23 protein-coding genes are annotated in these 22,821 nt (G+C 54.2%); 3 read left to right on the top strand and 20 right to left on the bottom strand.

Annotation, left to right across the window (positions count from 1 at the left end):
* The first annotated feature begins 177 nt into the window (after nt 1–177).
* Nucleotides 178–1,125: a DUF2971 domain-containing protein gene (locus tag JOE33_RS07020; RefSeq protein ID WP_235810023.1), complete on the top strand. Its 948-nt coding sequence runs from the start codon at nt 178–180 to the stop codon at nt 1,123–1,125.
* 57 nt (nt 1,126–1,182) lie between these two features.
* Here JOE33_RS07020 and JOE33_RS07015 read toward each other — a convergent pair whose 3' ends face one another.
* Nucleotides 1,183–1,497 (bottom strand): DUF4177 domain-containing protein, encoded by a 315-nt coding sequence (locus JOE33_RS07015; RefSeq protein ID WP_004409778.1) that lies wholly within the window; start codon nt 1,495–1,497, stop codon nt 1,183–1,185.
* 167 nt (nt 1,498–1,664) lie between these two features.
* On the opposite strand from JOE33_RS07015, the gene JOE33_RS07010 reads away from it, so the two are divergent.
* The gene (locus JOE33_RS07010; RefSeq protein ID WP_017699417.1) at nt 1,665–2,096 is read left to right on the top strand and encodes a hypothetical protein; all 432 of its coding nucleotides are present in this window, start codon (nt 1,665–1,667) and stop codon (nt 2,094–2,096) included.
* Between the two features lie 32 nt (nt 2,097–2,128).
* On the opposite strand, the gene JOE33_RS07005 is transcribed toward JOE33_RS07010, so the two are convergent.
* Genes JOE33_RS07005 through JOE33_RS06975 form a run of 7 tightly spaced genes read right to left on the bottom strand, consistent with a single transcriptional unit; the run spans nt 2,129 to nt 9,057 of the window.
* A complete protein-coding gene (locus JOE33_RS07005) occupies nt 2,129–3,577 on the bottom strand; it encodes a UvrD-helicase domain-containing protein (protein WP_209924052.1) in 1,449 nt (482 codons plus the stop codon).
* Between the two features lie 9 nt (nt 3,578–3,586).
* Nucleotides 3,587–4,336: a TIGR03747 family integrating conjugative element membrane protein gene (locus JOE33_RS07000; RefSeq protein ID WP_003317503.1), complete on the bottom strand. Its 750-nt coding sequence runs from the start codon at nt 4,334–4,336 to the stop codon at nt 3,587–3,589.
* Between the two features lie 39 nt (nt 4,337–4,375).
* Nucleotides 4,376–6,535: a type IV conjugative transfer system coupling protein TraD gene (gene traD, locus JOE33_RS06995; RefSeq protein WP_003425099.1), complete on the bottom strand. Its 2,160-nt coding sequence runs from the start codon at nt 6,533–6,535 to the stop codon at nt 4,376–4,378.
* Between the two features lie 11 nt (nt 6,536–6,546).
* Complete coding sequence (locus JOE33_RS06990) at nt 6,547–7,053, bottom strand: integrating conjugative element protein (protein ID WP_003425097.1); 507 nt, start codon at nt 7,051–7,053, stop codon at nt 6,547–6,549.
* Nucleotides 7,050–7,607 (bottom strand): hypothetical protein, encoded by a 558-nt coding sequence (locus tag JOE33_RS06985; protein WP_003425094.1) that lies wholly within the window; start codon nt 7,605–7,607, stop codon nt 7,050–7,052. The genes JOE33_RS06990 and JOE33_RS06985 overlap by 4 nt, the downstream gene beginning before the upstream one ends.
* Nucleotides 7,592–8,338 carry a TIGR03759 family integrating conjugative element protein gene (locus JOE33_RS06980; RefSeq protein ID WP_003425092.1) on the bottom strand — a complete coding sequence of 249 codons (747 nt, stop codon included), beginning with the start codon at nt 8,336–8,338 and terminating at the stop codon, nt 7,592–7,594. The genes JOE33_RS06985 and JOE33_RS06980 overlap by 16 nt, the downstream gene beginning before the upstream one ends.
* A gap of 8 nt (nt 8,339–8,346) precedes the next feature.
* Nucleotides 8,347–9,057 carry a hypothetical protein gene (locus tag JOE33_RS06975; RefSeq protein ID WP_003425091.1) on the bottom strand — a complete coding sequence of 237 codons (711 nt, stop codon included), beginning with the start codon at nt 9,055–9,057 and terminating at the stop codon, nt 8,347–8,349.
* 234 nt (nt 9,058–9,291) lie between these two features.
* Here JOE33_RS06975 and JOE33_RS06970 point away from each other — a divergent pair, with 234 nt between their 5' ends.
* Entirely contained in the window at nt 9,292–9,741 is a 450-nt protein-coding gene (locus JOE33_RS06970; protein WP_017699419.1) for a hypothetical protein, read from the top strand.
* A gap of 338 nt (nt 9,742–10,079) precedes the next feature.
* On the opposite strand, the gene JOE33_RS06965 is transcribed toward JOE33_RS06970, so the two are convergent.
* The 12 genes from JOE33_RS06965 to JOE33_RS06910 form a co-directional block, all read right to left on the bottom strand.
* The gene (locus JOE33_RS06965) at nt 10,080–12,344 is read right to left on the bottom strand and encodes a DEAD/DEAH box helicase (RefSeq protein ID WP_003425089.1); all 2,265 of its coding nucleotides are present in this window, start codon (nt 12,342–12,344) and stop codon (nt 10,080–10,082) included.
* A gap of 106 nt (nt 12,345–12,450) precedes the next feature.
* A complete protein-coding gene (locus JOE33_RS06960; RefSeq protein ID WP_003425086.1) occupies nt 12,451–13,902 on the bottom strand; it encodes a DUF6094 domain-containing protein in 1,452 nt (483 codons plus the stop codon).
* Between the two features lie 29 nt (nt 13,903–13,931).
* Nucleotides 13,932–14,531, bottom strand: coding sequence for a hypothetical protein (locus JOE33_RS06955; protein ID WP_003425084.1), 600 nt, complete (start codon nt 14,529–14,531; stop codon nt 13,932–13,934).
* 66 nt (nt 14,532–14,597) lie between these two features.
* The gene (locus JOE33_RS06950; RefSeq protein ID WP_003425083.1) at nt 14,598–15,122 is read right to left on the bottom strand and encodes a hypothetical protein; all 525 of its coding nucleotides are present in this window, start codon (nt 15,120–15,122) and stop codon (nt 14,598–14,600) included.
* Between the two features lie 88 nt (nt 15,123–15,210).
* Nucleotides 15,211–15,822 carry a DUF3275 family protein gene (locus tag JOE33_RS06945; protein ID WP_003317516.1) on the bottom strand — a complete coding sequence of 204 codons (612 nt, stop codon included), beginning with the start codon at nt 15,820–15,822 and terminating at the stop codon, nt 15,211–15,213.
* A gap of 95 nt (nt 15,823–15,917) precedes the next feature.
* A complete protein-coding gene (locus JOE33_RS06940; protein WP_054991125.1) occupies nt 15,918–16,253 on the bottom strand; it encodes a hypothetical protein in 336 nt (111 codons plus the stop codon).
* 702 nt (nt 16,254–16,955) lie between these two features.
* Complete coding sequence (locus JOE33_RS06935) at nt 16,956–17,528, bottom strand: STY4534 family ICE replication protein (protein ID WP_004409789.1); 573 nt, start codon at nt 17,526–17,528, stop codon at nt 16,956–16,958.
* 96 nt (nt 17,529–17,624) lie between these two features.
* Complete coding sequence (locus JOE33_RS06930) at nt 17,625–17,855, bottom strand: hypothetical protein (protein WP_003425076.1); 231 nt, start codon at nt 17,853–17,855, stop codon at nt 17,625–17,627.
* 304 nt (nt 17,856–18,159) lie between these two features.
* Nucleotides 18,160–18,525 (bottom strand): hypothetical protein, encoded by a 366-nt coding sequence (locus JOE33_RS06925; RefSeq protein WP_074294742.1) that lies wholly within the window; start codon nt 18,523–18,525, stop codon nt 18,160–18,162.
* 184 nt (nt 18,526–18,709) lie between these two features.
* Entirely contained in the window at nt 18,710–19,258 is a 549-nt protein-coding gene (locus JOE33_RS06920) for a hypothetical protein (protein ID WP_003425071.1), read from the bottom strand.
* 348 nt (nt 19,259–19,606) lie between these two features.
* Nucleotides 19,607–19,873 (bottom strand): hypothetical protein, encoded by a 267-nt coding sequence (locus JOE33_RS06915; protein ID WP_017699420.1) that lies wholly within the window; start codon nt 19,871–19,873, stop codon nt 19,607–19,609.
* 819 nt (nt 19,874–20,692) lie between these two features.
* Complete coding sequence (locus JOE33_RS06910; protein ID WP_003425069.1) at nt 20,693–22,714, bottom strand: DNA topoisomerase III; 2,022 nt, start codon at nt 22,712–22,714, stop codon at nt 20,693–20,695.
* Between the last annotated feature and the right edge of the window lie 107 nt (nt 22,715–22,821).

Here is a 22,821-nt window from a genome sequence, read left to right as displayed (position 1 = left end):
CCCTTTTTAGGTCTGAGGGGGTTTAGGTTGGCGTGCTAACTGCTCATCCGGCCAGAGATTCATTGAAGAAAGTCGTTTGGCGAGGCTTTAATGCACAGCATGCAGCGCTCTCAATGGTGGGTCGGAGCAGACATGCTGCTGAGAGCTTCATAGGGAAGGATTGGAGTTATTGATGTGATGGGTAAAGCACCAGCAAGCTTGTACAAATATTTAAGTTTCAGTGATCGTATGGTAGAGCAGCTGTACCACGGAAAAGTTTTTTACGCTGATCCAGGGACGTTCAACGACCCATTAGATTGCCGGCCTGTCGTAATCGCTGGTGACCAAAGCATTGAAAGACTGAAATTGCTTCTAAAGTTAATGGTCATTAGGCGCGTAGAGAAGGAGTCCTCTGCAGCGCTGAAACGCTTAAAGTTGAAGGGGCAGAAACTCGACTTGCACCGAGCTCGACTCGGGGAGACCGAGGTACAGGATGCTATCCGTGGAATAGAGTACATGGCGACGGATCCAGAGATCACCGATCAGGCAGGCTATTATCAACGTGAGCTGTTGATGCTGATTCAGAGTGAAGTAAAAGACACACTTGCCACGGGCGTTCTTTGTCTCAGTGCGAATGCGACAAGCCCATTGATGTGGTCACACTATGGGCAGCAGCATCGAGGTGTGTGCATTGAGTATGACACTTCGGATCTCAAATCGACGCGTATCCATAAAGTGGTGTATGGCAAGAGCCGTGAAATACTAGCCGACTCAATTCTCCGGTGGTTGCAGGATGGCGACGTACAGTCGCAGCTCGAGGTCGAGAGGGCCTCTCTACTCACAAAGTCGGGCGAGTGGAGATACGAGAAAGAATGGAGGTTACTCGCTCCCATCGGGTTAGACCGTAGCCCATTCCCTGTCAAATCCGTCACATTTGGTATGAACTGTCCTTCAGCAATTTTTGAGTCGACCATGTCGATGCTGGGAGGGGAAAAATCGACCATAAAATTTTGGAAAATAACCGAGCCTACGTCCAACTTTAAGCTCAAACGCGCGAGAATTCATTTCGACGACTCGATGAGACCTATGCTTGATCAAGATTATTCATGGCTTCTTGACGACTTGGACGATGCTCATGACGTTTAGGAGGCCAGCGACACTCCCTTCAAGTCATTTATCGCCAGAAAGCAGGTCGAAGTCCCATTATTCGACTTGCTGAATTCTCACGCAGCGTTTGAAGAAGAATAGGAAGCCCGTACTGAGTGTGTAGCCAAGCGCCCAGCCCTGTGCGTTTTGGTTGCCAATCTGTTCACGGCCACGATTTATCTGCTGAACGCTCACCAGCTCCCATCCTTCTCTGCCATGTCGATTCAATACGGCCAGAGTTTCTGGGTCGCTCATATACCTCTCAACATCCGGCTGGGTCGTCTCATCTATCGACTTGAACATCAACATGCCGCTGGTCACGGTTTTGTAGGGCAGGGGGACGAAGGTCTGGGTGTATTCATAGAGTGTCATCGGATACCTACTGCAAGCAGATGGGGAAGGGCAGGTCATTTTTGCAGTCTCTAAGCGCTGGGCGAAGCGCCAAACCTATTCCATTTGGAAAATGGTATAGGTAGTGAGATATTTACTACGCCGGTCATGAGCCGGTCCACGCAGTTATTTTCAAAGGAAACGTAGGGATGCAGACGCTGGACTACCGCAATTTTGAGTACAAAGGCTTCCACTCCATGGGAGCATGTTTTGTTCGTGTGCGTATCAAGGATGACGGATCCCTTGTCTGTCTGATAGCTCAACTTCGTGACTACAACGGCACGTCCGTTACAAACGTTATTGAAGACATCATGTATGGTGTTGTTAAGCGTCTTGATTCTGAAAAAGCCCTTCCCAAGGCGCTTTCGTCAATGGATAAAATTCTTGAACGTTCTGTTTGGATCGAACGATATGCCCCCGGTCTTGGCATCTCACCAGACGGTTCGTGGGCAATCGTTACCCTTGATTCCGAACGTAAACCGGATTGGACACACGCGAGCTTTCAAAGCGTAGTAGCTCATTGCGGTGTAGAGCCCGCCTTCTTAGATCTGACCGAAGAAGACTTGCGTCATAAGAGGTAGTTGATTGGGAATGGGGCAGCGCATCAAGGTTTCTAGCGCTGCTTCATGTCTTTGAAGCGCTGCATGATGTCGATCACAAGAGAGTTGACGGCCAGAATCTTCATGGCTCGTGTGACAGCTACGTACAGAAGGTTCAGCTCATCGTCGCGTTTGCCGGCATCGATGTCAGGGGAAAGCGGATCTGCTGAAAAGTCGTCATAAAGCCCAACGAAGTCCCACTCCAGACCTTTGGCTCTGTGCGCAGTGGTAAGGGTCACGGTTGCATCGAGCTCCGACGTGACAGATGCAGCACGCAGCTGCTCGATTCGTAGGGGCAGATCCGCATAGTTTTCGATGATTTTGATCGAGCGCAGCATCTCAGGATCCTGCGTGGCCTTCGCGATCACGACATACTGGTCGTAATCGGCATAGTCGGTCAGCAATTTGCGCTGCTGGACCTGGTCATTCATATGCCGGCTGAAATAGAACAGGTCCTCCAGATCGCGCAAGGAATAGCTGTCGATCCCTCCGATCCACTGCATGCGGTGGTTTTGGTTGACCAGGCGCAGCGCGTTCTCGATCACACCGCTCACAGTACGGTGCAGGTAGGTGCGATGAGGAAGATCGTCCGGTAAGGCTCGTTTCACCAGCGTCGGCTGTCCCAGGCCTTGCAGGGGGATCTTTTCACCCTTGAAGGAAAGGATGACGTTGGCCACGTAGGCAACAGCCGGTCCAAATCTGAAGCTCTGAGTCAGGAAGTGCTTCTCGGCGTCCTTCATCGCCGGGCTGTTTAAAGCATCCACAGCGCCTCTGAACCGATACAGCTGCTGATGCCGATCACCTACAGTGACTTGAGTTATTGTTTGGATCTGGACCAGATTCGCGATGACCGGGTTCACGTCCTGCCCTTCGTCGAGCAAAATCGCACCGAAACGCTGGCTCAGATCTGGCTGGCTCATCTGGTACAGCTTCAGATAGCCATCGTGCGTCATGGGGACTGAGCGATCGTTGATATCGACCATCTTCTGCCAAACGTCTCTGGTCAGGTTGAGCGCTTTACTCATGTACTGCTGCTGGACCGAGGTCAGTGTGCGGTTGCTCTGGAATCGCACAAAGTGGTCTTCCAGCAGCTCCAGATCCTTGCTGGCCATGAAGGCATTGAGGGTAGAAACGATATCTTTGGCCAGCTCCCAATCCTGGGTATTGATCGTCCTCGCGATGTCGGTCAAACGCAGATTGCCAGCCTGCTTGTGTTTGTACTGGCTGCCATAGACAGCGTAGGCGAGGCCGTGAGCTGTTTTGCAGGTCACATTGCGTGGAAAACGATTCTTTGCCGCGATCTCAACGGCTTTGTTGTAGCAGAGGTACAGCATTTTGACCGACGAGTTGTGCGTGGCGTAACCGACGAGTGTCGTTGTCTTCCCGGTACCGGCAAACGCCTGGACCAGTAGCTTCTTTGCGAAGGAGTGAATAGCTGGCAGTTGTTCTTCTGTCCATTGCATGGAGGGCACCTAAAGGTATTTTTTGAAGCTGGACGCCGTAATGCTGACCGCCAGGCCGAGCAGTGCCGCGCATGGCAGGAGCACTAGCAAAGGGCTCACGCTGAATGGCAGAGCCAGGTAAAGGCTCCAGGGGACTATCACCAGCGGCACCATCGTTGCTCGAGCTTTGTGATAGAGGTAGCTGGACTCGCGGCCGGCACCGAACCGCCGCAAGTCTCTGCGCACCAGCCCGTCCACAAAACCAACAAATGCCGTCATCACAAATAACGGGATTGCGAGGGTCAGGATCACCAGACGCACGCAAAACACCAGTGTCGTGTAGAGCGCCGCAAGGCCGTAATCCTGAAACTTGCTGACTCCCACGCCTAGCATGTAGCGCATATCGAAACCGCGTGATCGTTGTCCTGTCGCAGCATAATCAGAGGTGTGTTGAACCCAGTCCTGAAGCCCAGTCTTGACCACCAGCCAGTCATATGTGGTTTGAACCAGCCATGTCGCCGTTCGGCCTGGCTCTTGAACAACCACACTCTGCAGGAACCCCTTGGAGAGCCAGCTGAGTTCATGATCGAGCATTGCACGAGCATGCTGCCAACCGGCCTCCGGCCAGAAGAAGTACATGCAGATCCATTCGACGATGATGGCTCCCCCCAGAGAGAGGAACATCACTGCAGCGAATCGGAATGGCAGGGTGAAGAGAGATCCTATGAACGACTGTTCGTGGTCTTGCTGCTGTTTCGCGCGATCGGCAACGTCCGCCATATCAGATGCCCCCTTGCCGATCGCTCAACCCGCCGAGAGTCATGCCGCATCCTCAGGTGCAACAGCGATTTTTTTGAAGTCGTCGAGTAGATCTGCAGGCAGCGACTCGTTTAGCGTCTGATAACCGGGCGCTGACCACCAGCCAGTGTCGTCGACCTTGCCCACCTGATACGTCTGACGCATGCTTTCCGCCAAGGCCTGCAGATCTGCCGGCATTACTTCATCAGGATCATGGCCAGGCAAAGGCATTCTGATTTTCCACAGATTGCCGCCTTCCATGAGCGCAAAGCATTGTCCCTTGGGCAGGCCGACGACATGCGCTGGCTCAATCATTGGCACGCTGACCTGCTGCACCTGGTCATGACTGGATGATGTGAACGCGGTATTGCCCGTTGCACTGTCATTCGCCGAGCTGGCCGGGGTGGATGTGAAAACCTGAACCTTAGGCAACTGGTTTGTCAGCAGCTCGGCGGTGGACGTTTCGCGGACGCGCAGCATGAACACGTTGTTGAAGTTACCGATCACCTGGCCAGCCTTGGCCTTGTTGCCGATCTTCGCTTCGATATCGCTCATTGTCTGGGTGTAGGCAGTCACCTGCATGCCGGCACCGCCGCCCTTGTTGATCATCGGAATGAATTCCTCACCCATCAGCTCGTTGAACTCATCGGCATGGAGGTTGATAGGCACTTTGGTGCCAGGGACGCCGCCCGGTAGTCCGTCGTCGACACCGAACTTGTAGATATGGCCAGCGACCGAGACCAGGTCGGAGAACATAGAGTTGCCGACGGCAGCGGCGACCTCTGTGTCCGACAAGGCGTCCAGGCCGATATAAACCACGGCCTTTTTGCGGACCACCTGCATCCAGTCAAAGATCGGTCGAGGATCGTTCACGTCCTGATAGTCCGGCGAGATCAGTTCCGCCATGCGGCCTGTTGTCAGCTTCTCAAGCAGTGGCAGCAGCGAGGCGACGATCTTGTCGAAATAGGTCTTGTCGTAGCGGACCGCGCTGCGCAGTCCATCCATCACTGGATCTGCCACGCGCGTCTGAGACAGGTATTGATCGATTGCCACCACACGGAACGGCCGGCCCTTCATGTTGAACGGTACGTTTTTTTCGTTGAGCTTGCCTTCAATAGCGACGATCGCCTCCCAGGCCTTTGGATCATATTCATCAAAGTATTTGGAGGCATACTCCTGGAAGATCCCTTCGATGTTGATCACGTGCTGCTGGATCTGCAGGTAGTCAGGTCGACGGCCCAGCGCGACGAGGGCTCTTGCGATGATGTTCACGAATCGCCAAGCGAATTCACGGAATGCTGCTGAGTTACCTTCCCCGGAGAGTTGCCCAGCGATCCTGGTGGCCACTTCTGAAATCCGCCCAAAACGCCCAACGGCGTTGTAGCGTGCCGAGTGGTCTGGCCAGCCCAGGTGGAACACATAAAATTCGTTCAGGCGGCCGGCGCGTTTGGCTTCGAGATACATGCGCTTGAGCAGATCGGCGTCGCCCTTCGGGTCGAAGACGATAACGACTTCATGCTGGCCGTGTTTTTTACGCCGAATGTCCTGAGTGATGAACAATTCAGCCAGGCGCGTTTTTCCGACACGGGTGGTGCCCAGAACAATCGAATGGCCTACTCGCTCGCCCAAAGGGAGAGAGACGTTCTCCTCGTATGGCTCGATGCCGTGCAGCCGTGGCAAGCCACCGACGGGTGGTAGAGGTCGCACAGGATTGATGGGCACGTCCCATGATGTGGCTCTGGCCAGAAGTCGGACAGGGTATGGAGCAAACTCCGCTCTTTCCTCAAAACGACGCGCTGCGCGGAACAGTGTGGTGGCTTCAACGTAGCTGGAGTACTTCGGCAGGTAAGTGTCCATCAGCCGCTGGGTATGGCGCTGCTGCCAGCGAAAGCCAAGACCGATGAACAGACGTTGATTGCTGACCGGCACTTCTTTACTGGTCATCGTGTAATGAGGCAGTCGACGGATGTTTCGGCGATAGCGCAGCACCTGCCATGCTTGTTTCAGACGCACTAAACCCAGAGCGAGAAAGCCCGCGGAGGTCACGATGCCGAACAGCGGAGTAAGCGCAAATGCCCAGGGCGCGAACACGCATAGGAATGCACCTGCAGCGCACACATATACTGTGTAGAGCTCAACGGCGGGCCTGAGCAGTGATTCGATGGCGTAATCGTGAGCCATATCCCGACCTCCTATTGCTCGATGGCGGTTGGGGTGATCAACACCGGATAGTGATTCAGACCGAGACGTTGAGAAAGCTCGTCACCAGATGCGGGGGACACGAGCGCGTCGGGCAACCAACTCCTGACTACGGCAAGTCGTTCTTGTGTGGCCACGTTGACCACCAGTCCTACGGCCTGCATCTGCTTCAGCACCGCACCGCGCTCTTGTAGCCATCGGCGTGATGTTTCATCGTCCCCGATCAGGAACAAAGGCTGCAGGCCTGGCGCGTTGATGATTCGGCCCTCAACTGTCCCTGGAGTCATTCGAGTGGTGCGTACCGGCAATCCCTGTGCTGCTACAGGATCCAGTTGCGAGGTCAGGTCATTTGAGACAGAAGAGGATGGCTCGGGATTGAGAGATCGATAGTAAGGCAGCGCTGAGTCACCATCTTTGTCTTCTACCACGATGAGCTCTGCAGCCTGGCAGATCATAAATGGCAGGCAGAGCGCTGCGCCGAGGATCACTGAACGGTTCATGGATTGGTCACCAGCATTTGGATGCCGGTTACCCGGCTGAGATGTTTGGCAAAAGCCTTACGGTAATTCGCGGCTGGAGCGCCGCCGGCAGGCCGGTGATAGCGCCCGGCTACGGTGATCCAGTCACCGCCGAGCGCTCGCTGTTCAGCCAGGATCTGCGCGGTCACGTCCAGGTTCTTGTAGGGATTGAGCGAGTCGCATGGATTACTGGAATGGAAACGATGGCCGTTCCAGCCCATGTTCACCTGTCCCAAACCCACGTCTACACGCTTAGGGCCTGCCTGGACGAGGGCTATGAGTAAGGCAGTGCATGCATCCGCGCGAGTTGCAAAACGGTAACCCGCGCCGGCAACGTTCAGCGTCCAAGGCCACGGCACAAGCTGACCACGCAACTTCGCCCCGCTTTCCTGCAGTGCCACTGAATAGAGCACTTCCGACGGAATACTCGCGGCTTGGGCAGCCAGCTGATAAGCCGGCGGCGGAAGCTCGGCTGCATGGCTTGTCAACGCGAAGCACAGCAGGGCAAGGCCTGCCCACGTCACTGACGCAGCCATTGCCCGTTCACCTCTCGCACAACGGCCGGTAACTCGCCACCCAAGCTCAGGCCAAGCCAACGTCCACCGTCATGGTTGAGGGTGATTTGTCGGGTTCTGACATTCGCAGGGTCGATCCCCGAGACAATCGCCCAGTTGCGAATTCGCTCGTCGTCGTTCTGGCTACCCACCATGTACACGTCAAACGGCTGCTTCTGAGCTTGAAGGGCCTTCACTCGTATCGAGCATTCCGGGCAGTCGTCCTTAACAAACACTGCCAATCGGCCGTTGCCCTGGTTAGCTGGGCTCGCGGCCGTCCCTTGGGGCGCAGAGCTGGCGATGGGCATCAGGTTCGGGTAGACGCGTTTGAAGGCATCGTCATAGGCGCGTTGATACGCTAACTCTTTTGCCGTGCGCTGCGCCTCGGCTTTGACCTGGAGCTCTGCATACCGCCGGCGCTCTTCATCATTGCGGGCTTCGATACCCAATGCTGTCAGCGGATCCAGCCCGGGGGAATACACACCTCGTGAACTCTGCATCAGCGTTTGGTAGCGCTGCCATTCCTGAGGACTGAGGTTCCAGTCTCGTGCAAGCATCTCGTCGCTCGATTGCGACTGGCTGTCCAGCACGGTGCTCTGTTGCTCTCTACTGGTGGACTGTGCAGAGCTGTTTGTTGCAGCGTTGGCCATACCAGCCGCTGTGATCAGGATGACTCCCGTCAGTGTGAACATTCGCAGGTTGTAATCGGTCATGTGAACCTCTAAGGGCGCAGGGGCAGAATGCGGGTTGAGCCGTTGATGCTGAACAGGGCGCGCGAGTCATCCAGGCTGTTGAGCTGCCAGTTGCTCCCCGCGACCATGTCGCCCGGGCGTATCAGGTTCAGTTGACTCAGTTGAGTGCTGCCCGGCGGGGCAACTGACAAGAAACGTTCCCCTCCGCGATACTCCACACCCACGACCGAAAACGGTGGAGTTGCCTCTGCAGCTTTGGTTTGTGCTGTTGTTTTGCGGGAGGGGGGTGGAGTCTTTGGCTTGGCTGCCGTGATTTGAACAGATGCTGGTTTAGCCGCACGCAGGTCTTGGAGTTTCACCTGCAGCTCCTCGATCCGAGCGCCCATGACCACAACTTCTTGCATGGAGGCACCCTGTTGGGCAGCGTCCTTCGCCGCCTCCTGCACCTGCTTCAGGAGGGCTTGAACGGCATCGATGCGGTTTGACAGAGCCTGCTGGCCGGCCCTGAAGTCATCGATGGTCACGGACTTCAGCTGGCTGGCAGCATCGAGCCGGTCATCAACGCCATTGATGCGTTGGGTGATGGCGTTGACGGTTTCCAGGTTCGCAGCTGATTCAAAACCTGTTTTCAGGTGGAGAATCTGCCACTGCTGGTAAACCAGCATGCCGATCAGGACGATCAGGGCCAGGATTTGCAGGACGGTGGCGCGGGAAAGAGAAGGGCGCAGTGGCAGCTTCATGGAGGACCTCACTCAAGATGTGAGGCACGTTCGCAAAAAGCTTGATCAGAAGCAGTAGGAAACCGTTTTTCAGTCGGAAAGGGTTTTGAGCGAGAGTGCGCGAGCGTGAAGCCGACATCACGGTTGTAGATTGGAGCTCTAAACGTTCTGGATCCAAAACGCCAAGTCGCGGAAGTGCTATACATGGCACAATGCGGCCACCAGATCCCATATCATCTTGGCTAGGAACGTGCCTTGTCTTTACTGACCACCCTCAAAAAGAACGTTTTGATCCCTCACCCCAGCGGATCGGAAAGCTTCGGAACGATTCCAAGCATGCCAAAATTTGGTCTACGGGGCGGCGAGATCTACCTGCGTGTCGGTATACATCTAGGTAATAATCAGGGGTTTGGGATTATGCATATCTGGGAAGCCCATAAATCTGATTTGGCTAGGTATGGATGCGTTTCTGCTGACCAAATCCCACAACATATCGCGAACATGGTGGTGCACAAGGCACCCATTTATTGCGAGTTTCGTGAGGTGCGTGGGCACCATAGGCTAACGGTCATGAAAACACCGGCTGGATCTCTGGTGCTAGAGGGGCGTGATGATAGGCGAGGCTTTGGTTACTATGTTGTGACCTGGTACCCAAAGCGCAATGCCAGTGGGACATTGGTTGGGCAGGTCGTGGGCAAATTTTGATGGTCTGACGGTGTCAAAAAAAAAGACGCCATCAGGCGTCTTTTGAATTTACAGAGGAGTAGTCGCAGCGATTCTTTAGCTCCCAGCCTTACGGCCTTGGTGTCAGAATCCGATTCAACACGTCAGTACGTCCCTAGACTTACTCAAGCACTCCAATTGAACTTCCTGTCCATTGCGTGTTGACCGTCACTACTATCAGAGAAACCAGCTTCTCTGCTGCCAAAAATGCGGGGGGGTTATAAACTGGTACCCATGCCCGACGAATGCGCAGTTGCAGACCTCTTTGCAAAGCTTAGCAACCGCTAAGCTTTTATTCAACGTATTGTTGTATCGCGGCCCTATCCACCGAGGCCAATGAGCTGCTTTGCCAGAGCCATTTCGACGGAATCACCATCCTGGTTCAGTGAGTCCAATCCAGACTCTGGAACATCTCCTGAAGTGCTCTGTGATACAGCAATCTTCTTGGCCATCAGCTGCAGGCAGGTGATCTGAGAGCTGCCGATGTAGCCGAAAAAGATCACTCGGACGTCCTGCTTCTGTCCGATCCTCCATGAGCGCCTTGCCGCCTGTTGCACCGTGTAGACGTTGTAACCAGTCTGCATGAAGGCAATGGTCGGAAAGTCGAGCAGATCCAGACCTGTTTTTACGAGCTCCGGGTTGGTGATCAGTACGTCGACACCTCGATCAACCTGGTCGAGGATCCAGTCCTCGCGCCTGGCGGTGTCCACTGATGCACGCAGCACTGCCACCTTCAGCCCCGATTGCTCGAGCACCCGCTTCATGCGGCTCGTGGTGTCTCTGGTACCCGTGTAAACCGAGTAGGCCAGAACCTTGCGGTTCCGGGCTTTTTCAGCAAGACATAGGTCCAGAAGGGCCTGTTCCTTCGGCATGAGCTCATCCTCTTCGAAGATCGATGGCACGAAAGCCAAAGTGTCTCTGGATCGAGGATGTTTCACGACTTCAGGTCGAAAGCAGCAATCCGGCCACGCCAGTAGCACGTTCAACACAACCCCTAGAAGCGTGGTGTCTCTTCGGGCCAGCGCCTGTCGGAGCTCGATGGTCAATGTCTGGGCAAGCTTAAGGTGAGCCGCCTCCTGGTCTGGAGACATCGGTACGTCAATGAACTCTTCCCGGTAGCCAGGTAGTACGTTGCCGCCGATATCCTTGAGTTTGAGGAACACAGTGAAGGGTAGAACGAAGCGGTGAATGCCTTTCGGGCCGAAGCCCGGAGCTTTGACCGTCCGCACGGAGAGTTTCTTGCCTTTGGCCGTCTTGTGAGAACTGCCATCTCGCTCCGTGTAGATATCCTTCAATACCCCGTGATCCCGCATAAATGACATCGCCGCCGGCGCCATGCTTCCTCGCGCGTTGGGTCGATAGCCGTCCTCGATCATACGTCTGGTGAGGATCCGGAACAGTAGGTAGAACAGATCGTCCGCATAGCCGCCCATGAGAGTGCCGGTCAGCAGCACAGTCTTTCGTGCTTTGGCTGCGAGCACGCCCATAGCCTGACCTTGTGCCGATCCACTGTTTTTGTACTCATGCCCCTCGTCCACGACCAGTAGGTCGAAGCACCCATCAGGCAGGTAGCGCTTGATGAACTCGGTGGGTTGGTAACCCCCCTCGCCGAACCCGAACTCGATGTTGGCCATCGCACGCTCCATGCGCTTGGCTTGGCGGTCGCTGAAGATGAAATTGCCTTTGGCGTCCATCAGGTTGATGAACTCAGAGACATTGTCCAGAAGCATCGAGGCGAGAAAGTCTTCGCCGAAGTCAGATAAAAGCCGTTCTGCACGAACAGGTCCGATTGTAGGGATGCGACACATCGACTTTAGGATCGTGTTACGGCGGCTGCCGCCATCCGATTTGCCCGGGCGCATCAGCGTCCATAAAGCGGCATCACAGTGTTCGCAGCGTCGACGTCGCTCTTCACGCTGAAATTCCTCAGCGGTGATCAGATTGCCTTCCTGGTCCTGGAGCAGACGCCCACAATCTGGACACGCTGCCAGGCTCCTTCCACCGCCGGCACGTCGCTGCCAAAAGGCCAGACGCCAGTGGAACCCCATCCGCATCCGCACACGGCCGAGAATAAAGAACTCCTGACGTCCGTCGTAGGTATCACCCAGTTGATCGCGCAGCTTCAGCAGCTTGACCAGGGTATCCGGTCCGTTGAGCACCCAGACGCGAGCGTCTGGGATGGTTTCGAGGATTTCGCGCCGCCACTTGTAGACCAGGTGCGGAGGCGCGATGACCATCGTCCTGCGATAACCAGCTCCATGCATGACTGCAGCGAGAGCGATGGCCATCATTGTTTTGCCTGTCCCCATCTCGGCATTGATGATGCCAGCCTGCTCATTCTGATCGAGCAAAAGCGCGGCAATTGCCTGGACCACTTGAGCCTGGGCAGGGAAGGGCTGTCGTTTGAGGCCGTCCAGCACCCACTGCCGAGCCGGATTGTCGATGCCGGCGTAAACCGGTGGGTTGGAGCGGTTGAGTGACTCCAGGAGTTCGTCGCCAAACTCTTCGATAAACTCAGTGAGCCCGATGTTCAAAGTTGGCACACAAGGGTGGCCTGCAGGCGCAGCCAAAGGCAGGTCGTTCATGATGTTTCTCCACTATTGGGTTAAACAGGGCATGCACGACACCACCAAGGGTATTGTTCATACCCTGAGGTGCGGTTAGATGATTGAAAGGTGTTGGTAAAGTTTCTTAGTAGTCAGATGGCAACATGACTGTTGTTGCTGAGCGATCAGACTCGGTAATGATCCAGAGTCTGGTCTCATCCTCTGCGTCGATGTCATACCCGGAAAACAATCGGCCATCAGCACTCAGTGCTTGCTGGTTGCTGTCCCAGTCGTCGTTCGAAATCTCGCCCCAATCGCCCGTCGCGTGACGCCGCAGGTACTGCCTCACGTCGAGAGAGCTATTTTGAAGCAGACTTTGAACGCTGTGCGTGACCATCACACGGCCCAGTTCAATTGAAGCGTTCTGACTACTTGCAGCAGTGTTTGAGGTGGTTTCGTGTGTAGCTGGTGTTGTCGCATCCGAGCTGATGGTCAGTGCGTACCCTAGATAGGATGAGCCTGGCGTCATATCCCATGCCCGAATCCTGGGCACAAAACGATCAGTCAAGATCCGTGTCTCAAACACGTTGCCGTCCTCGTCCTCAGTGAATTCGGTCTTGGGAACCTTATCCTTGTAAGTGTCGCCCTTGAGCACCAGGACACGCCCGGAACGAGAGGTCACTACACCAGTTATGGCTCCAGCAGCGAGTGCCAGTGCCAAGTGCCACCGTGAAAGTGCCTTCACCGGGGCCCGCGGTTGAGCGCCAGTCTGGCCAAAGTGCAGCGTAAAATCAGGCCATAGGCCTCTCAGACGAAGAACCTCTTCACTGAATTGCTCGCGTTCAAGAGTGATTCGGTAGAAGTGTTCCAGGTCATTAGCGATCGGTAGGACAGCGTATTGCTCCCATGGCCAAGTGGCCGGTAGCAGATCAGCAGCTTCTTCCCCGGATCCGATTGCCCGCAGATACTCACGCATCGCCGCCAGTTCCCGGGATCTTGCCAGATCCTGACGCCGTACCCTGATTCCGAATATCACGACCTGTTTGAACGTCCGGTCTACCGCGGCGCAGATCCGCAGCCCGGTAAAGTGATTGGTGAGCCAGCCACACAGCTCGTCGTCCAGCACGTAGTGAGGAACGATGAATACCATCACCCCTCCGTACTGAAGCAACGGCAGTGACCGTTGGTAAAATGCCTTCTCCAGCCTTTTGCGGCCGCTACCCTGGTACTGTGAAGCGCCAGAGTGATCAGCGACCAGATCCCCGTAAGGAGGGTTGAGCCAGAGCAGTCCGAAGGACTGTCGAGAGATCATGGTGTCCATCAAGTCACCCTGCAGCACTCGGTCCAGCAACGTTTTCGAGTGATCAGCGCGCTCTTTGTCGTACTCAACCGCATACGTCTCTGTTCGGTCTCGCTCCAGCCGGTGTGCGACCTCAGCCAAAGCCACTCCTTCTCCCGAGCACGGATCAAGAATCCGCATCCGTCCCGAGGTCGCCGGCAACAATGCCTGCAGAGTGCGCTCCAGAGTCAGTTCGTCAGTCGGGTAATAGCCGTTGCGTGCAAAATTACGGGCAAGCCGTGAGAACATCAAAGCCATGGTTGGCTCCTTGGACTGGTGGGCGTGAACTACGCCGTAACTTCAGTGGTGAGCTTCCCTGCGCGAATGAGTTCGCCGAGAGCTTTTTCGAGCACGTCCAGCTGCAGCGACAAACGCCAGGCTGTCACCGAGCCAATAGCTCCCGGTAGCGGGTGCAACATGTTGTGCGCAGTAAGGACCTCCATCACCGGCTCACGCCAATGTGGAAGGAACGGAAGAGGGCAAGTGTCTACGATCAGCGGCCACAACCTATCGAACGGGTCTTGGGCTTGATTGATGAGCGCGTAAGCAGAATGGTTTGCTCTATCCGGCTGCGAGCAACGCTGATCGAACAGCCATAAGTGCAGCAGGCTGCCGAAGAGCGTTCCGCGAAGCTGGCGAGAGGTGCGTTTTTCCAACAGATCCGTATTAGGGAACACCGGGATGCGTTGGTCATTCATGACGATGTGGAACTGGTCCAGGCCGTTCTCGGTGGTACCGAGTGTGAGTCTGGCCAGAAACTCCTGCATGGCCGTGTCGCGGCCCCAGGCTGATAGAAATATCAGGTTTCGCTGCTCGTCACAGACGCACGCGTCGACGTACAGATCCGGGCATTCTTCGATGTGAAAGAGTTGAGTGCGGTTCGGCATTAGGTCCTCCAAAACACGAGGGGAACCGCCCTGAGGGGCGGTGATGCCCCTCGGGATTCAATGTGTTTAGCGGATAAATTCGGGTTTATCGATTGCCGCCCGAGTTTGTTCTTCTGTCTCGTACTGCCAGCGACCATCAACGAACGCATCGCGGTCGAAGTCGTAAACTTCAAACATGACGTTTTTGTCGCATGGGTTTAGATGAGTGCAATACAGCTCACCCTCTGAATTCAAACCGGCTGCCCAGTGAGCCCCCAGTTTGAGTCGGTAACCCGGTCGACTCTTCAGCAGCATCGTGTATATCTCTAGGATCTGATCGAAACTCAAAGGCTCAGCAGCCACGAGTTTTTTCTCAAGCGGATCGAAGGTTACGGTGTTTGTTTGATACAACGGGCTTTGCCCAGCAATGAATATCTCGCATCGGAAGCGCGGTCGCATTGCTATGGCCGCGTCTGCCTGTTCTACGGTCAAGTCAAGTTCGTCGACCAGAATGTTCCAGATTTCAGAGTCAGGCGCTTCTTCGTTGTTGGTGAGTTGATCCTCAATGATATCCAGGATCGCTTTCTTGATATTTATGAAAAGCGGATGCATGTGATGCTCCTTCAGTTAGTAATGAGGAGCACCCATGAGGGAGCCCTCAGGGGATGTAAAAGTAGAAAACGCTCAGTTCTGAGCAAGGTCAATAAGTGCTGAGATTCCAAATCTGCAGCTTGAAGTCAAGCTCATACCCGAGCTCGCCAAGGCGAACACATTGTTGCCGCAGACGCTTACGGTCTACAGTTGTGTCCAGCTTGACTGAACGTCCAATCGGCCAGATCGTGCCGAACAGCTCTGCATCAGCCTCATGTGCGGTGACCTGTTTCTCAGGCTCGGATCTCGACATCCCGAACGGTGCGTCACTGCCAGCAGAAACTGATCTTCTCGGAGTTGTTTGAATAGTCGGGCGAGGTTTGGTTGACGACGAGCCTCCCGAGGCTTCTTCGTCGAGTGGGTCAGTTTCGTTGTTGGACAGCCTCTCAGCCTCGTCTGCGCTCAGGTTGGCCACATCGTCCAAAGACATGCTGTCCAGCCTGGCGCGGACTTCTACCACTAATCTGCCGCCGTTTGTGTAGTAGGAGGGACGAATTTCGGTGATAACAAAATCACCTCGATATTTGCCCTCGTGGTACTGGTCCAGCAGCGCGTCCTTGATAACGAACTCACCGATGGACGTCGAAAGTCGCCCAACGTTGAAAGCGCCGTTGCGACCGCTGATGGTGCGTATGGCCAAATAGCCGGGCAGGTTGATCATGACTACTCCGGATTATCGGGCAGGCCACTAATATGGGAGCCCGAAAAAAAGCCCGAATATTCGGGCTTGTTCGTGGTTGCAGGTTGCTAACTGGGTCAGCAAAGATAGAGCGGCTTTTCATCCCTCAGCGAAATACACAGGTACGAATTACCGTGTACTGCATCAATGCGATGGAGTTTTAGCTCCAGCCATTCACGCCCTGAGCGGTCACCGTTAGGTGGGAAACGATAGATACCGAAGTCTATCTGGGTTTCATCGGGTTGCAGGTGGAGTTCACGATACGCTTCGAGTACGACTTCGCCTAGGCGAGTGCCGACTTCTGCAATATGTGATGGGGCTTCCAGGTGAACAGATTCATTCCATGCGGAAGGCGTCAGCACAACTGGCAATTTCAGCAAAGTGGATGGCAAGTGGTTTATGGCGGTGGACATAGTAGTTCTCCAGGTGCGGGTAACCACCTGGCCCGACCGGGTGGTGAATTACCCGGTCAGGTTGGTTTTCGTTCTTGAGAACGTTTGGTTAGAGTCTTTCTGTTACAGCGGATGGGCTATCAGGATATATATCTATCCCGCACCATTCCCGAAGAGTCCAGTAAGACCTGAGGAGTGCAGCATCTTCAATATACGAGCTGTGGTCCGGTGTGAAATTCTCAACGTGGTCCAATAGGGCCAAGTCTTCGAGCTTGTCCAGGACATCCTCCCAATACAAACTGGAAAAGCGATCCGGAGGCGTATCTTTGTTCAAAACCTGTTGATAGATACTATCTTGAGTGTGTGCTTTTGAGATCAGCAAAGCGAGCTCAAGTCGCAAGGTAAGTCTATTAGTATTACTGTCCATAGGAGCTCCAATATAAGGGCCCCGGACCCTTAAGGGTGGGGGCCTTAAGGGTAAAGTAGAAGGTTTAGTGTCAAGACGTGATCACCATACCTGTCATTGCAAGAAAAGTGGCGACCAGTCCTCCTGCGCCGATCTGTGTCAGTAGTTGAGCGGAGAGCTGTTGTCCAAATTCTAGAAAAAATATGCTTAGCACTGTAAGCACGAGTGTAGCGATAGCGAATTTCATGAAGTCGTTACCTACTATGTGGAGAAAAGAAAAGGCGCCTGCAGGGCGCCTTGAGGTTGTAAAAAATCTATCAAGCGGCTTGTTTCTCTCCTCGTCCTGCGCGAGCTGGTTTTGCTCGTGTTGGCTTAGGGGGAGTAGCAGCTGGAGTAGCCACATCAGTTGGTTCGCTGGAGGCAGACGCCTCGGATTGAACGACTGGGGTAGCTTCGGACTCTGAACTTTCAGAAGAGGCAGGTGCTTCTTCTTTCTGCGGAGCCTGATAGACGTATTCACCTTCAACTTTGATCCAGGCAAGGTACAAGAGACGGCCTTTGAGGCTGACACCTGCTTGGCCCTGCTTAGCACCACTGCTGTAAGTAAAAACATCAGCCCAGATATCGCCGATCCGGAAAGAGACAAGAACCTTCTTCTCGGCAGCAACAGCTTCCTGGCAACGGCGAATCAGCTTGTCAGCTTCAGCACCAACCACGTTGCAGTCAATGTAGGCGTACTCAGGTTTCTCAGATGTGCCTTTGAGGGCAGCTACTGTCACAGCCATGAAAGGAGCGCCCTTACGAGGCTTCACTTCACGAATGCGGTTGAGATAGCCAATGCCGACGGTGTGCAGGTCGAAGTATTTGGTTTCGTTGGTAGAATTGCTCATGATGTATCTCCAGTTTTGAGTGTTCAAAGCGGAGATACACTTCGCCCAGGGGGAAGGTATTCCCCGCATGGGTGGTAAAGCGAAATTTTACGACAATCAATGCATGAATCTGAACGCAGTAAGCATAACGCCTACAGCAGCAGTCAGCATGACGGCCATACGAATGGTGAGTTTCAGTTCGAGTCTAGACTCGAGAGTGTCGATGTCGGCTTTTGTCGCGAGTTGCGTTTGCATATCCGACTCCAGAGCATCGACGACTGCAGCGGCGCGGTCTTCCGGAACATCGATTGAAATCAATGCTTGGTACAGCGCAATACTGCTTTTCATGAAGGTCTCCTGCTGGGCACGAGACCAACCCTACGGGAAAGGTCCCGATGGGGTGAGAGAATCATTGTGCATCCATCAACCAGATAAACTGATCAACCGTTCGCGCTTCCGAATGCTTTGCGAACTGGGGGTTGGATTAATGCGAAAAACGCATCGTAGTCATGAAATCCAGACTACCTCGGGCATGTTGCTGACAACGTCAGCGGTACATGGCTTTAGAATCCTTTAAGGGCGATTCGTTTGTCAACCCTCCAAATGAAAAAAGCCCCTCAATACATGAGGGGCTTGCCAAGGGTGGGGAGTATTAGGCAATGAGCTGGTCCAAAGGACCCATCACAGGGGCCTTGACTGGTGGTTCAGCATCCTGCTTTTGGGATGTTTCAAGCGCCTTCGATGCGCGAGATTTCCGGGGTTTCTTTACGGGTTTGGCTTGAATTTCTTGCATGTGGTGATCATACCAGCCAGCAAGATCGACGTGTTTGCATCGAGCCAATGCCGGCAGGCGGTATTGTTCCCACTGTTCGTTGGACATCACAGGTTCTGGCATTGTCCTGACTTGCTGTGGTGCGACTTGCACTGGTTCAGGATTAGGCTTATGAGTGACTGCACGGATGCATTCACGCAATGCTGTACCAACCATAACGCCAAAACGAAAGCTTGCTGTACTCATGATGTTTCTCCAGGGAAAATTGCGGAGAACACCGCCCGAGAGGGGAGTGATTCCCCGCTGGGTGAGTGACGCGTTTAATGTGCATCCATCGGCGTTTGAAACACCGATCGTTCGCGCCTCCGGAAGCTTTGCGAACTTTAGGTTGGATCAATGCGTAGAACGCATCGTAGTCGTGAGATCCAGACTACCTTCGACGAATAGTTGATAACTCCAACGCCTTAATCCACAAAGCTTTGAGGAGGTTACGGATAGGTTTGCTTGCGTATAACATTTCTTGTTGACGCCATTGTTCATTCATAAGCTCCCATTCCTCATCACTCATCGCGAGGGCTGGATCACTTATTTCAAAGACTTCAGCATCAGTAAGGTCACAATCTTCAGGTCCATAGTGCTCATAAACCTCTGGCCCAGTGAACTCAAAACAACCGCATGGGCAGGTGTCTTCAGTAAGACCGTGACTGCAGATTCCATGGCTTCGATTAATTTCCCTTGCCGCCTTGATTTCTGACGGGGAAAGATAATCATAGTCCAAGCGTGCATAGGTAAACGCATCTGCTGCTTCAAGCGCCAGTTCGTCATCGCCGAAAGTCTCAATCATCTGAGAGCAGAAATGCTCAAAGACCATCGTTTCGTATGTCGGAAATTGACGGCATGCCTCGCCATAAAGCATATCAACGCGTTTCGTGATTTCAACATTCTGAGATGCTGAGTGCATAGCCGTGTGATTCGACATGGTCAGTCTCCGTTCAAATAGTAGAAAACGGAGAAACTTGTCCCTAAGGGAAAGTATTCCCCGAGGGCAGGTGAGTTGTATGACATGACTCAGCCAAGCCGAGTGCAGCGTTGCGGGCGATGTGAAATATGCATCCATCGGTAACCAATACCGATCGTTCGCGCCTCCGGAAGCTTTGCGAACTTTGGGCGGGATCAATGCGTGGGACGCATCGTAGTCGTGAGATCCTGACTACCCGGGCATGTTGCTGACAACGTCAGCGGTACATGTCTTGAGAATGTGAATTCTTTGAAGGCTTGTCAAGCACGAGCTGTCGGGTTTGGCCACGACCAGCGTGAGATGCTTGTGTCAGAGCTCTCTACGACAGTATCTTCCTTCTGCTTGACTTGGTTCGCAGGCAGCAACCACGGCATTTGTCGCATCAATCACGGACTGCAGTCGACGTGTGATCATCGGGATCTCATCATGCTCCAAGGCTCCCCCTACTCTCAGAATCGCAGCGAGTTCTAAGGCTGCCTGAGCCGCTTGGTTCTCAACTGTTTCTGGTCTTACTGGAGATTGCTTAGACGCAAGTTTAGTGATCATCCAGTCAAGCACTCCCTTCAGCACACTCATGTTAATTCCTAATATTGATGAACGCAAAATACAGCGTTCCTTACTGACTCAGCCCCGCAAAAGCGAGGCGTAATTAGAGCTTGTTTTATTCACGCGAAAGAACAACCTGTTGGAGGAATTTCACGCGAACAGACGCTTTATCTGGCTGGAGAAACAATGTTGTTCTAACGCTGACTCAATGGGAATCGTGCTGAGAGCTATCTCATTGAAGACGCTAGCTCTCAGCCGATGTGTACTTTGCAACAACTTGTAAAGTTTGCCACCTGTGAGCGCTAGCTCAGCGAGGATCCCTGGGCATTGATCGCACGCATTGCTACATCGACATCACCCGGCCCGTTGTCGTGGCTTGGGCCAGTTATCAAAAGGCACGCATTCGCGCACAAAGGGAACCCGTTTTTTCACCGGTGGGCGCCGGCAGCGAAAAGTGGCTACCTCGGAAGGTAACCTGGTCATCCAGCGTTGCGAGATGACCAGGTTACCTGCCGAGAGAGTCGGAAGCGTTTTTAAAAAAAAGTGGACCGCAACACCAGTGCGGCCCTGAGACGACTATGCATCGAACCTTCTGTGAACTCTGTGTGCCTATGAACCCGCTTTCACGAGTTAGACGGCTGCGTGTCTGCTACTGAACAGGGAGACACAGGGAGAATTCACAACAAGATCTGTACGCCCCTCCCGATGCTTTGCGTACTTTGGGGGAGGAGAATGAAGGCAAGGCCGACTTCTCCAGGGTGTCACTGATGACCGTCAGTGACCAGCGGGGTGGAACTGGTAGTAGCCCCATTGTGGCACATCATTTGTAACCCCGCTATCACCAGCCTCTCAGCTGCTCTTGACAGTAGCGGCTCGGGGCTTGGCTGACTTGCCAGGTGATTTTTTCTTCCCTGTACCAATGTTCACCGTACCTTTGCATTCGGGGTAGCGGGAACACGCCCAGAAAACGCCTGAGGATCCTTTACGCTGCGAGGTTTTCGCACTGCACAAAGGGCACTTGGGACCTTCGGGCACTTTGATCGACAAGGTGGTGCCTTTGTATTGTTCGACGAGCCTGGTGATCCAGCTCGATTGTCTGGCGATAAAATCATCGAGCGTCAAGGTGCCTTGCTCGATCATCGTAAGCGCTTGCTCCCATATCGCAGTTGTGCCGGGATCGGCCACAGCAGGAGGGACCGCATCAATTAGCGAGAATGCTGCTTCAGTTGCTCGCAGCGCGCTACCTTTCTTGATGAGTGACCCTCGGTCTATCAAGCCCTGAATCGTGCCTGCGCGAGTTGCTTCAGTACCAATACCGGTGGTTTCCTTGAGCTTTTGAGCCAGTCGTGGATCCTTCACCAGCTTGGCAATGGTTTTCATCGCTTTGATCAATGTACCTTCGGTGTAAGCCTTGGGCGGCTCAGTTTTCAGCGATTTGAGATGCAGGTCCTGAACGTCACACCGAGTGCCAATTTGCAGCACTGGCAGGATCTGAGAGCGGCCGCCACTGTCATCAGCCTCTTCTTCGGACGATGCAGAAAAAAGAACCTTCCAGCCTGGGACCACGATTCGCTTGCCCACTGCTTGCAGTAGAACGGCATTGCATTCGAAGGTGGCCACGGTCCGGTCGTACTCATGGGTAGGCAGGAACTGCGCAAGGAAGTGGGCGCGGATCAATTCATAGACCTTGCGTTCCTTCTCAGACATTGCTGAAAGGTTTGCAGGTTCAAGCGTGGGGATTATCCCGTGGTGGGGACCAGTGATTTTTTTGTCATTCCATGCCCGGGAACGTTGCTCCGGGTCGATCAGTTGCAGCGTCTTGCCGATGGATGGATCCGTTCGATTCAGAGCATCGAGGACCATCGGCACTTCGTCAAACATGCTCTCCGGCAGGTACCCGCAATCGGTCCTTGGGTAGGTCGTCGCCTTGTGAGTTTCGTAAAGTGACTGTGCTACGTCCAGCGTCTCTTGCACACCCATCCCAAACTTTGCAGAGCACACCTCCTGCAGGGTGCTCAGATCGAACGGGAGCGGAGCTGGATCCTTGCCACGCTTTGTATCAACAGAAACTGTTGAGGCAGCCTGACTACTTTTCAGCGCGGCCAGTGCAGCAGCTGCAGCAGCTTGATCAAGGCAACGGCCTTCCTCATCTACCACGTACTCATCGGCGACCCATTTCGCCAAGAACGATTGTCCTGCCGTCCAGAGCTGAACCTCGACACTCCAGAACGGTTTGGGTATGAAGTTCGAGATATCCCGGTCGCGGTCGACCACCAGGCGAAGGGTCGGTGTTTGGACACGGCCCACGGAGAGCACACCGGTGTACCCGGCCTGTCGGCCGAGCAGGGTGAATAGCCGCGAAAAATTCATACCGATGAGCCAGTCCGCTCTGGAGCGAGCGAGCGCCGAGAGGTACAACGGGTAGGTTTCTGAGCCTTGCTTGACGGTGTTGAGCGCTTGGCGGATGGATGCTTCATTGAGCGCAGACAGCCATAGCCTCTGAATCGGTCCTCGGTACCCACAATACTCGATCAGTTCGCGCGCGATCATCTCCCCCTCGCGGTCAGCGTCTGTCGCAATGACGAGCTCGGTAGCCTGCTTGAGAAGCTGCTTGACGATCTTGAACTGACTGGAGGTTTTCGGCTTTACGAGCACTTTCCATTCAACAGGCAGGATTGGAAGTGTATCCAGGCTCCAGTTTTTCAGGTGATCGCCATAGGCATCCGGTGGAGCCGTTTCCAGCAAGTGCCCAATTCCCCAGGTCACGGCCACACCATTGCCCTTGATGCAGCCGTCACCTCGTGTCTTGGCCCCGAGTACGGCGGCGATGTCTTTACCCTGGCTGGGCTTCTCGCACAGATACAAACGCATAAGGACTCCGATGAGGTCGTTTTACTCAAAGGAGAAACATTGCCTGCTTGAGAAGTTATGCGCCTTAGAAAACCCTATACTGGTCCAACAGGGTTATCTGAAGCGCC

It is taken from the genome of Pseudomonas sp. PvP027 (assembly GCF_017833005.1).
Classification (GTDB): Bacteria; Pseudomonadota; Gammaproteobacteria; order Pseudomonadales; family Pseudomonadaceae; genus Aquipseudomonas; species Aquipseudomonas congelans.
Note: the sequence above shows the minus strand (reverse complement) of the source record. Positions and strands in the feature narration are given on the sequence as shown.

What these genes read in the sequence shown, in the direction of transcription:
- JOE33_RS07020 (WP_235810023.1), top strand. Translation starts at nt 178, where the DNA reads ATGGGTAAAGCACCAGCAAGCTTGTACAAATATTTAAGTTTCAGTGAT.
- JOE33_RS07015 (WP_004409778.1), bottom strand. Translation starts at nt 1,497, where the DNA reads ATGACACTCTATGAATACACCCAGACCTTCGTCCCCCTGCCCTACAAA.
- JOE33_RS07010 (WP_017699417.1), top strand. Translation starts at nt 1,665, where the DNA reads ATGCAGACGCTGGACTACCGCAATTTTGAGTACAAAGGCTTCCACTCC.
- JOE33_RS07005 (WP_209924052.1), bottom strand. Translation starts at nt 3,577, where the DNA reads ATGCAATGGACAGAAGAACAACTGCCAGCTATTCACTCCTTCGCAAAG.
- JOE33_RS07000 (WP_003317503.1), bottom strand. Translation starts at nt 4,336, where the DNA reads ATGGCGGACGTTGCCGATCGCGCGAAACAGCAGCAAGACCACGAACAG.
- traD (WP_003425099.1), bottom strand. Translation starts at nt 6,535, where the DNA reads ATGGCTCACGATTACGCCATCGAATCACTGCTCAGGCCCGCCGTTGAG.
- JOE33_RS06990 (WP_003425097.1), bottom strand. Translation starts at nt 7,053, where the DNA reads ATGAACCGTTCAGTGATCCTCGGCGCAGCGCTCTGCCTGCCATTTATG.
- JOE33_RS06985 (WP_003425094.1), bottom strand. Translation starts at nt 7,607, where the DNA reads ATGGCTGCGTCAGTGACGTGGGCAGGCCTTGCCCTGCTGTGCTTCGCG.
- JOE33_RS06980 (WP_003425092.1), bottom strand. Translation starts at nt 8,338, where the DNA reads ATGACCGATTACAACCTGCGAATGTTCACACTGACGGGAGTCATCCTG.
- JOE33_RS06975 (WP_003425091.1), bottom strand. Translation starts at nt 9,057, where the DNA reads ATGAAGCTGCCACTGCGCCCTTCTCTTTCCCGCGCCACCGTCCTGCAA.
- JOE33_RS06965 (WP_003425089.1), bottom strand. Translation starts at nt 12,344, where the DNA reads ATGAACGACCTGCCTTTGGCTGCGCCTGCAGGCCACCCTTGTGTGCCA.
- JOE33_RS06960 (WP_003425086.1), bottom strand. Translation starts at nt 13,902, where the DNA reads ATGGCTTTGATGTTCTCACGGCTTGCCCGTAATTTTGCACGCAACGGC.
- JOE33_RS06955 (WP_003425084.1), bottom strand. Translation starts at nt 14,531, where the DNA reads ATGCCGAACCGCACTCAACTCTTTCACATCGAAGAATGCCCGGATCTG.
- JOE33_RS06950 (WP_003425083.1), bottom strand. Translation starts at nt 15,122, where the DNA reads ATGCATCCGCTTTTCATAAATATCAAGAAAGCGATCCTGGATATCATT.
- JOE33_RS06945 (WP_003317516.1), bottom strand. Translation starts at nt 15,822, where the DNA reads ATGATCAACCTGCCCGGCTATTTGGCCATACGCACCATCAGCGGTCGC.
- JOE33_RS06940 (WP_054991125.1), bottom strand. Translation starts at nt 16,253, where the DNA reads ATGTCCACCGCCATAAACCACTTGCCATCCACTTTGCTGAAATTGCCA.
- JOE33_RS06935 (WP_004409789.1), bottom strand. Translation starts at nt 17,528, where the DNA reads ATGAGCAATTCTACCAACGAAACCAAATACTTCGACCTGCACACCGTC.
- JOE33_RS06930 (WP_003425076.1), bottom strand. Translation starts at nt 17,855, where the DNA reads ATGAAAAGCAGTATTGCGCTGTACCAAGCATTGATTTCAATCGATGTT.
- JOE33_RS06925 (WP_074294742.1), bottom strand. Translation starts at nt 18,525, where the DNA reads ATGAGTACAGCAAGCTTTCGTTTTGGCGTTATGGTTGGTACAGCATTG.
- JOE33_RS06920 (WP_003425071.1), bottom strand. Translation starts at nt 19,258, where the DNA reads ATGTCGAATCACACGGCTATGCACTCAGCATCTCAGAATGTTGAAATC.
- JOE33_RS06915 (WP_017699420.1), bottom strand. Translation starts at nt 19,873, where the DNA reads ATGAGTGTGCTGAAGGGAGTGCTTGACTGGATGATCACTAAACTTGCG.
- JOE33_RS06910 (WP_003425069.1), bottom strand. Translation starts at nt 22,714, where the DNA reads ATGCGTTTGTATCTGTGCGAGAAGCCCAGCCAGGGTAAAGACATCGCC.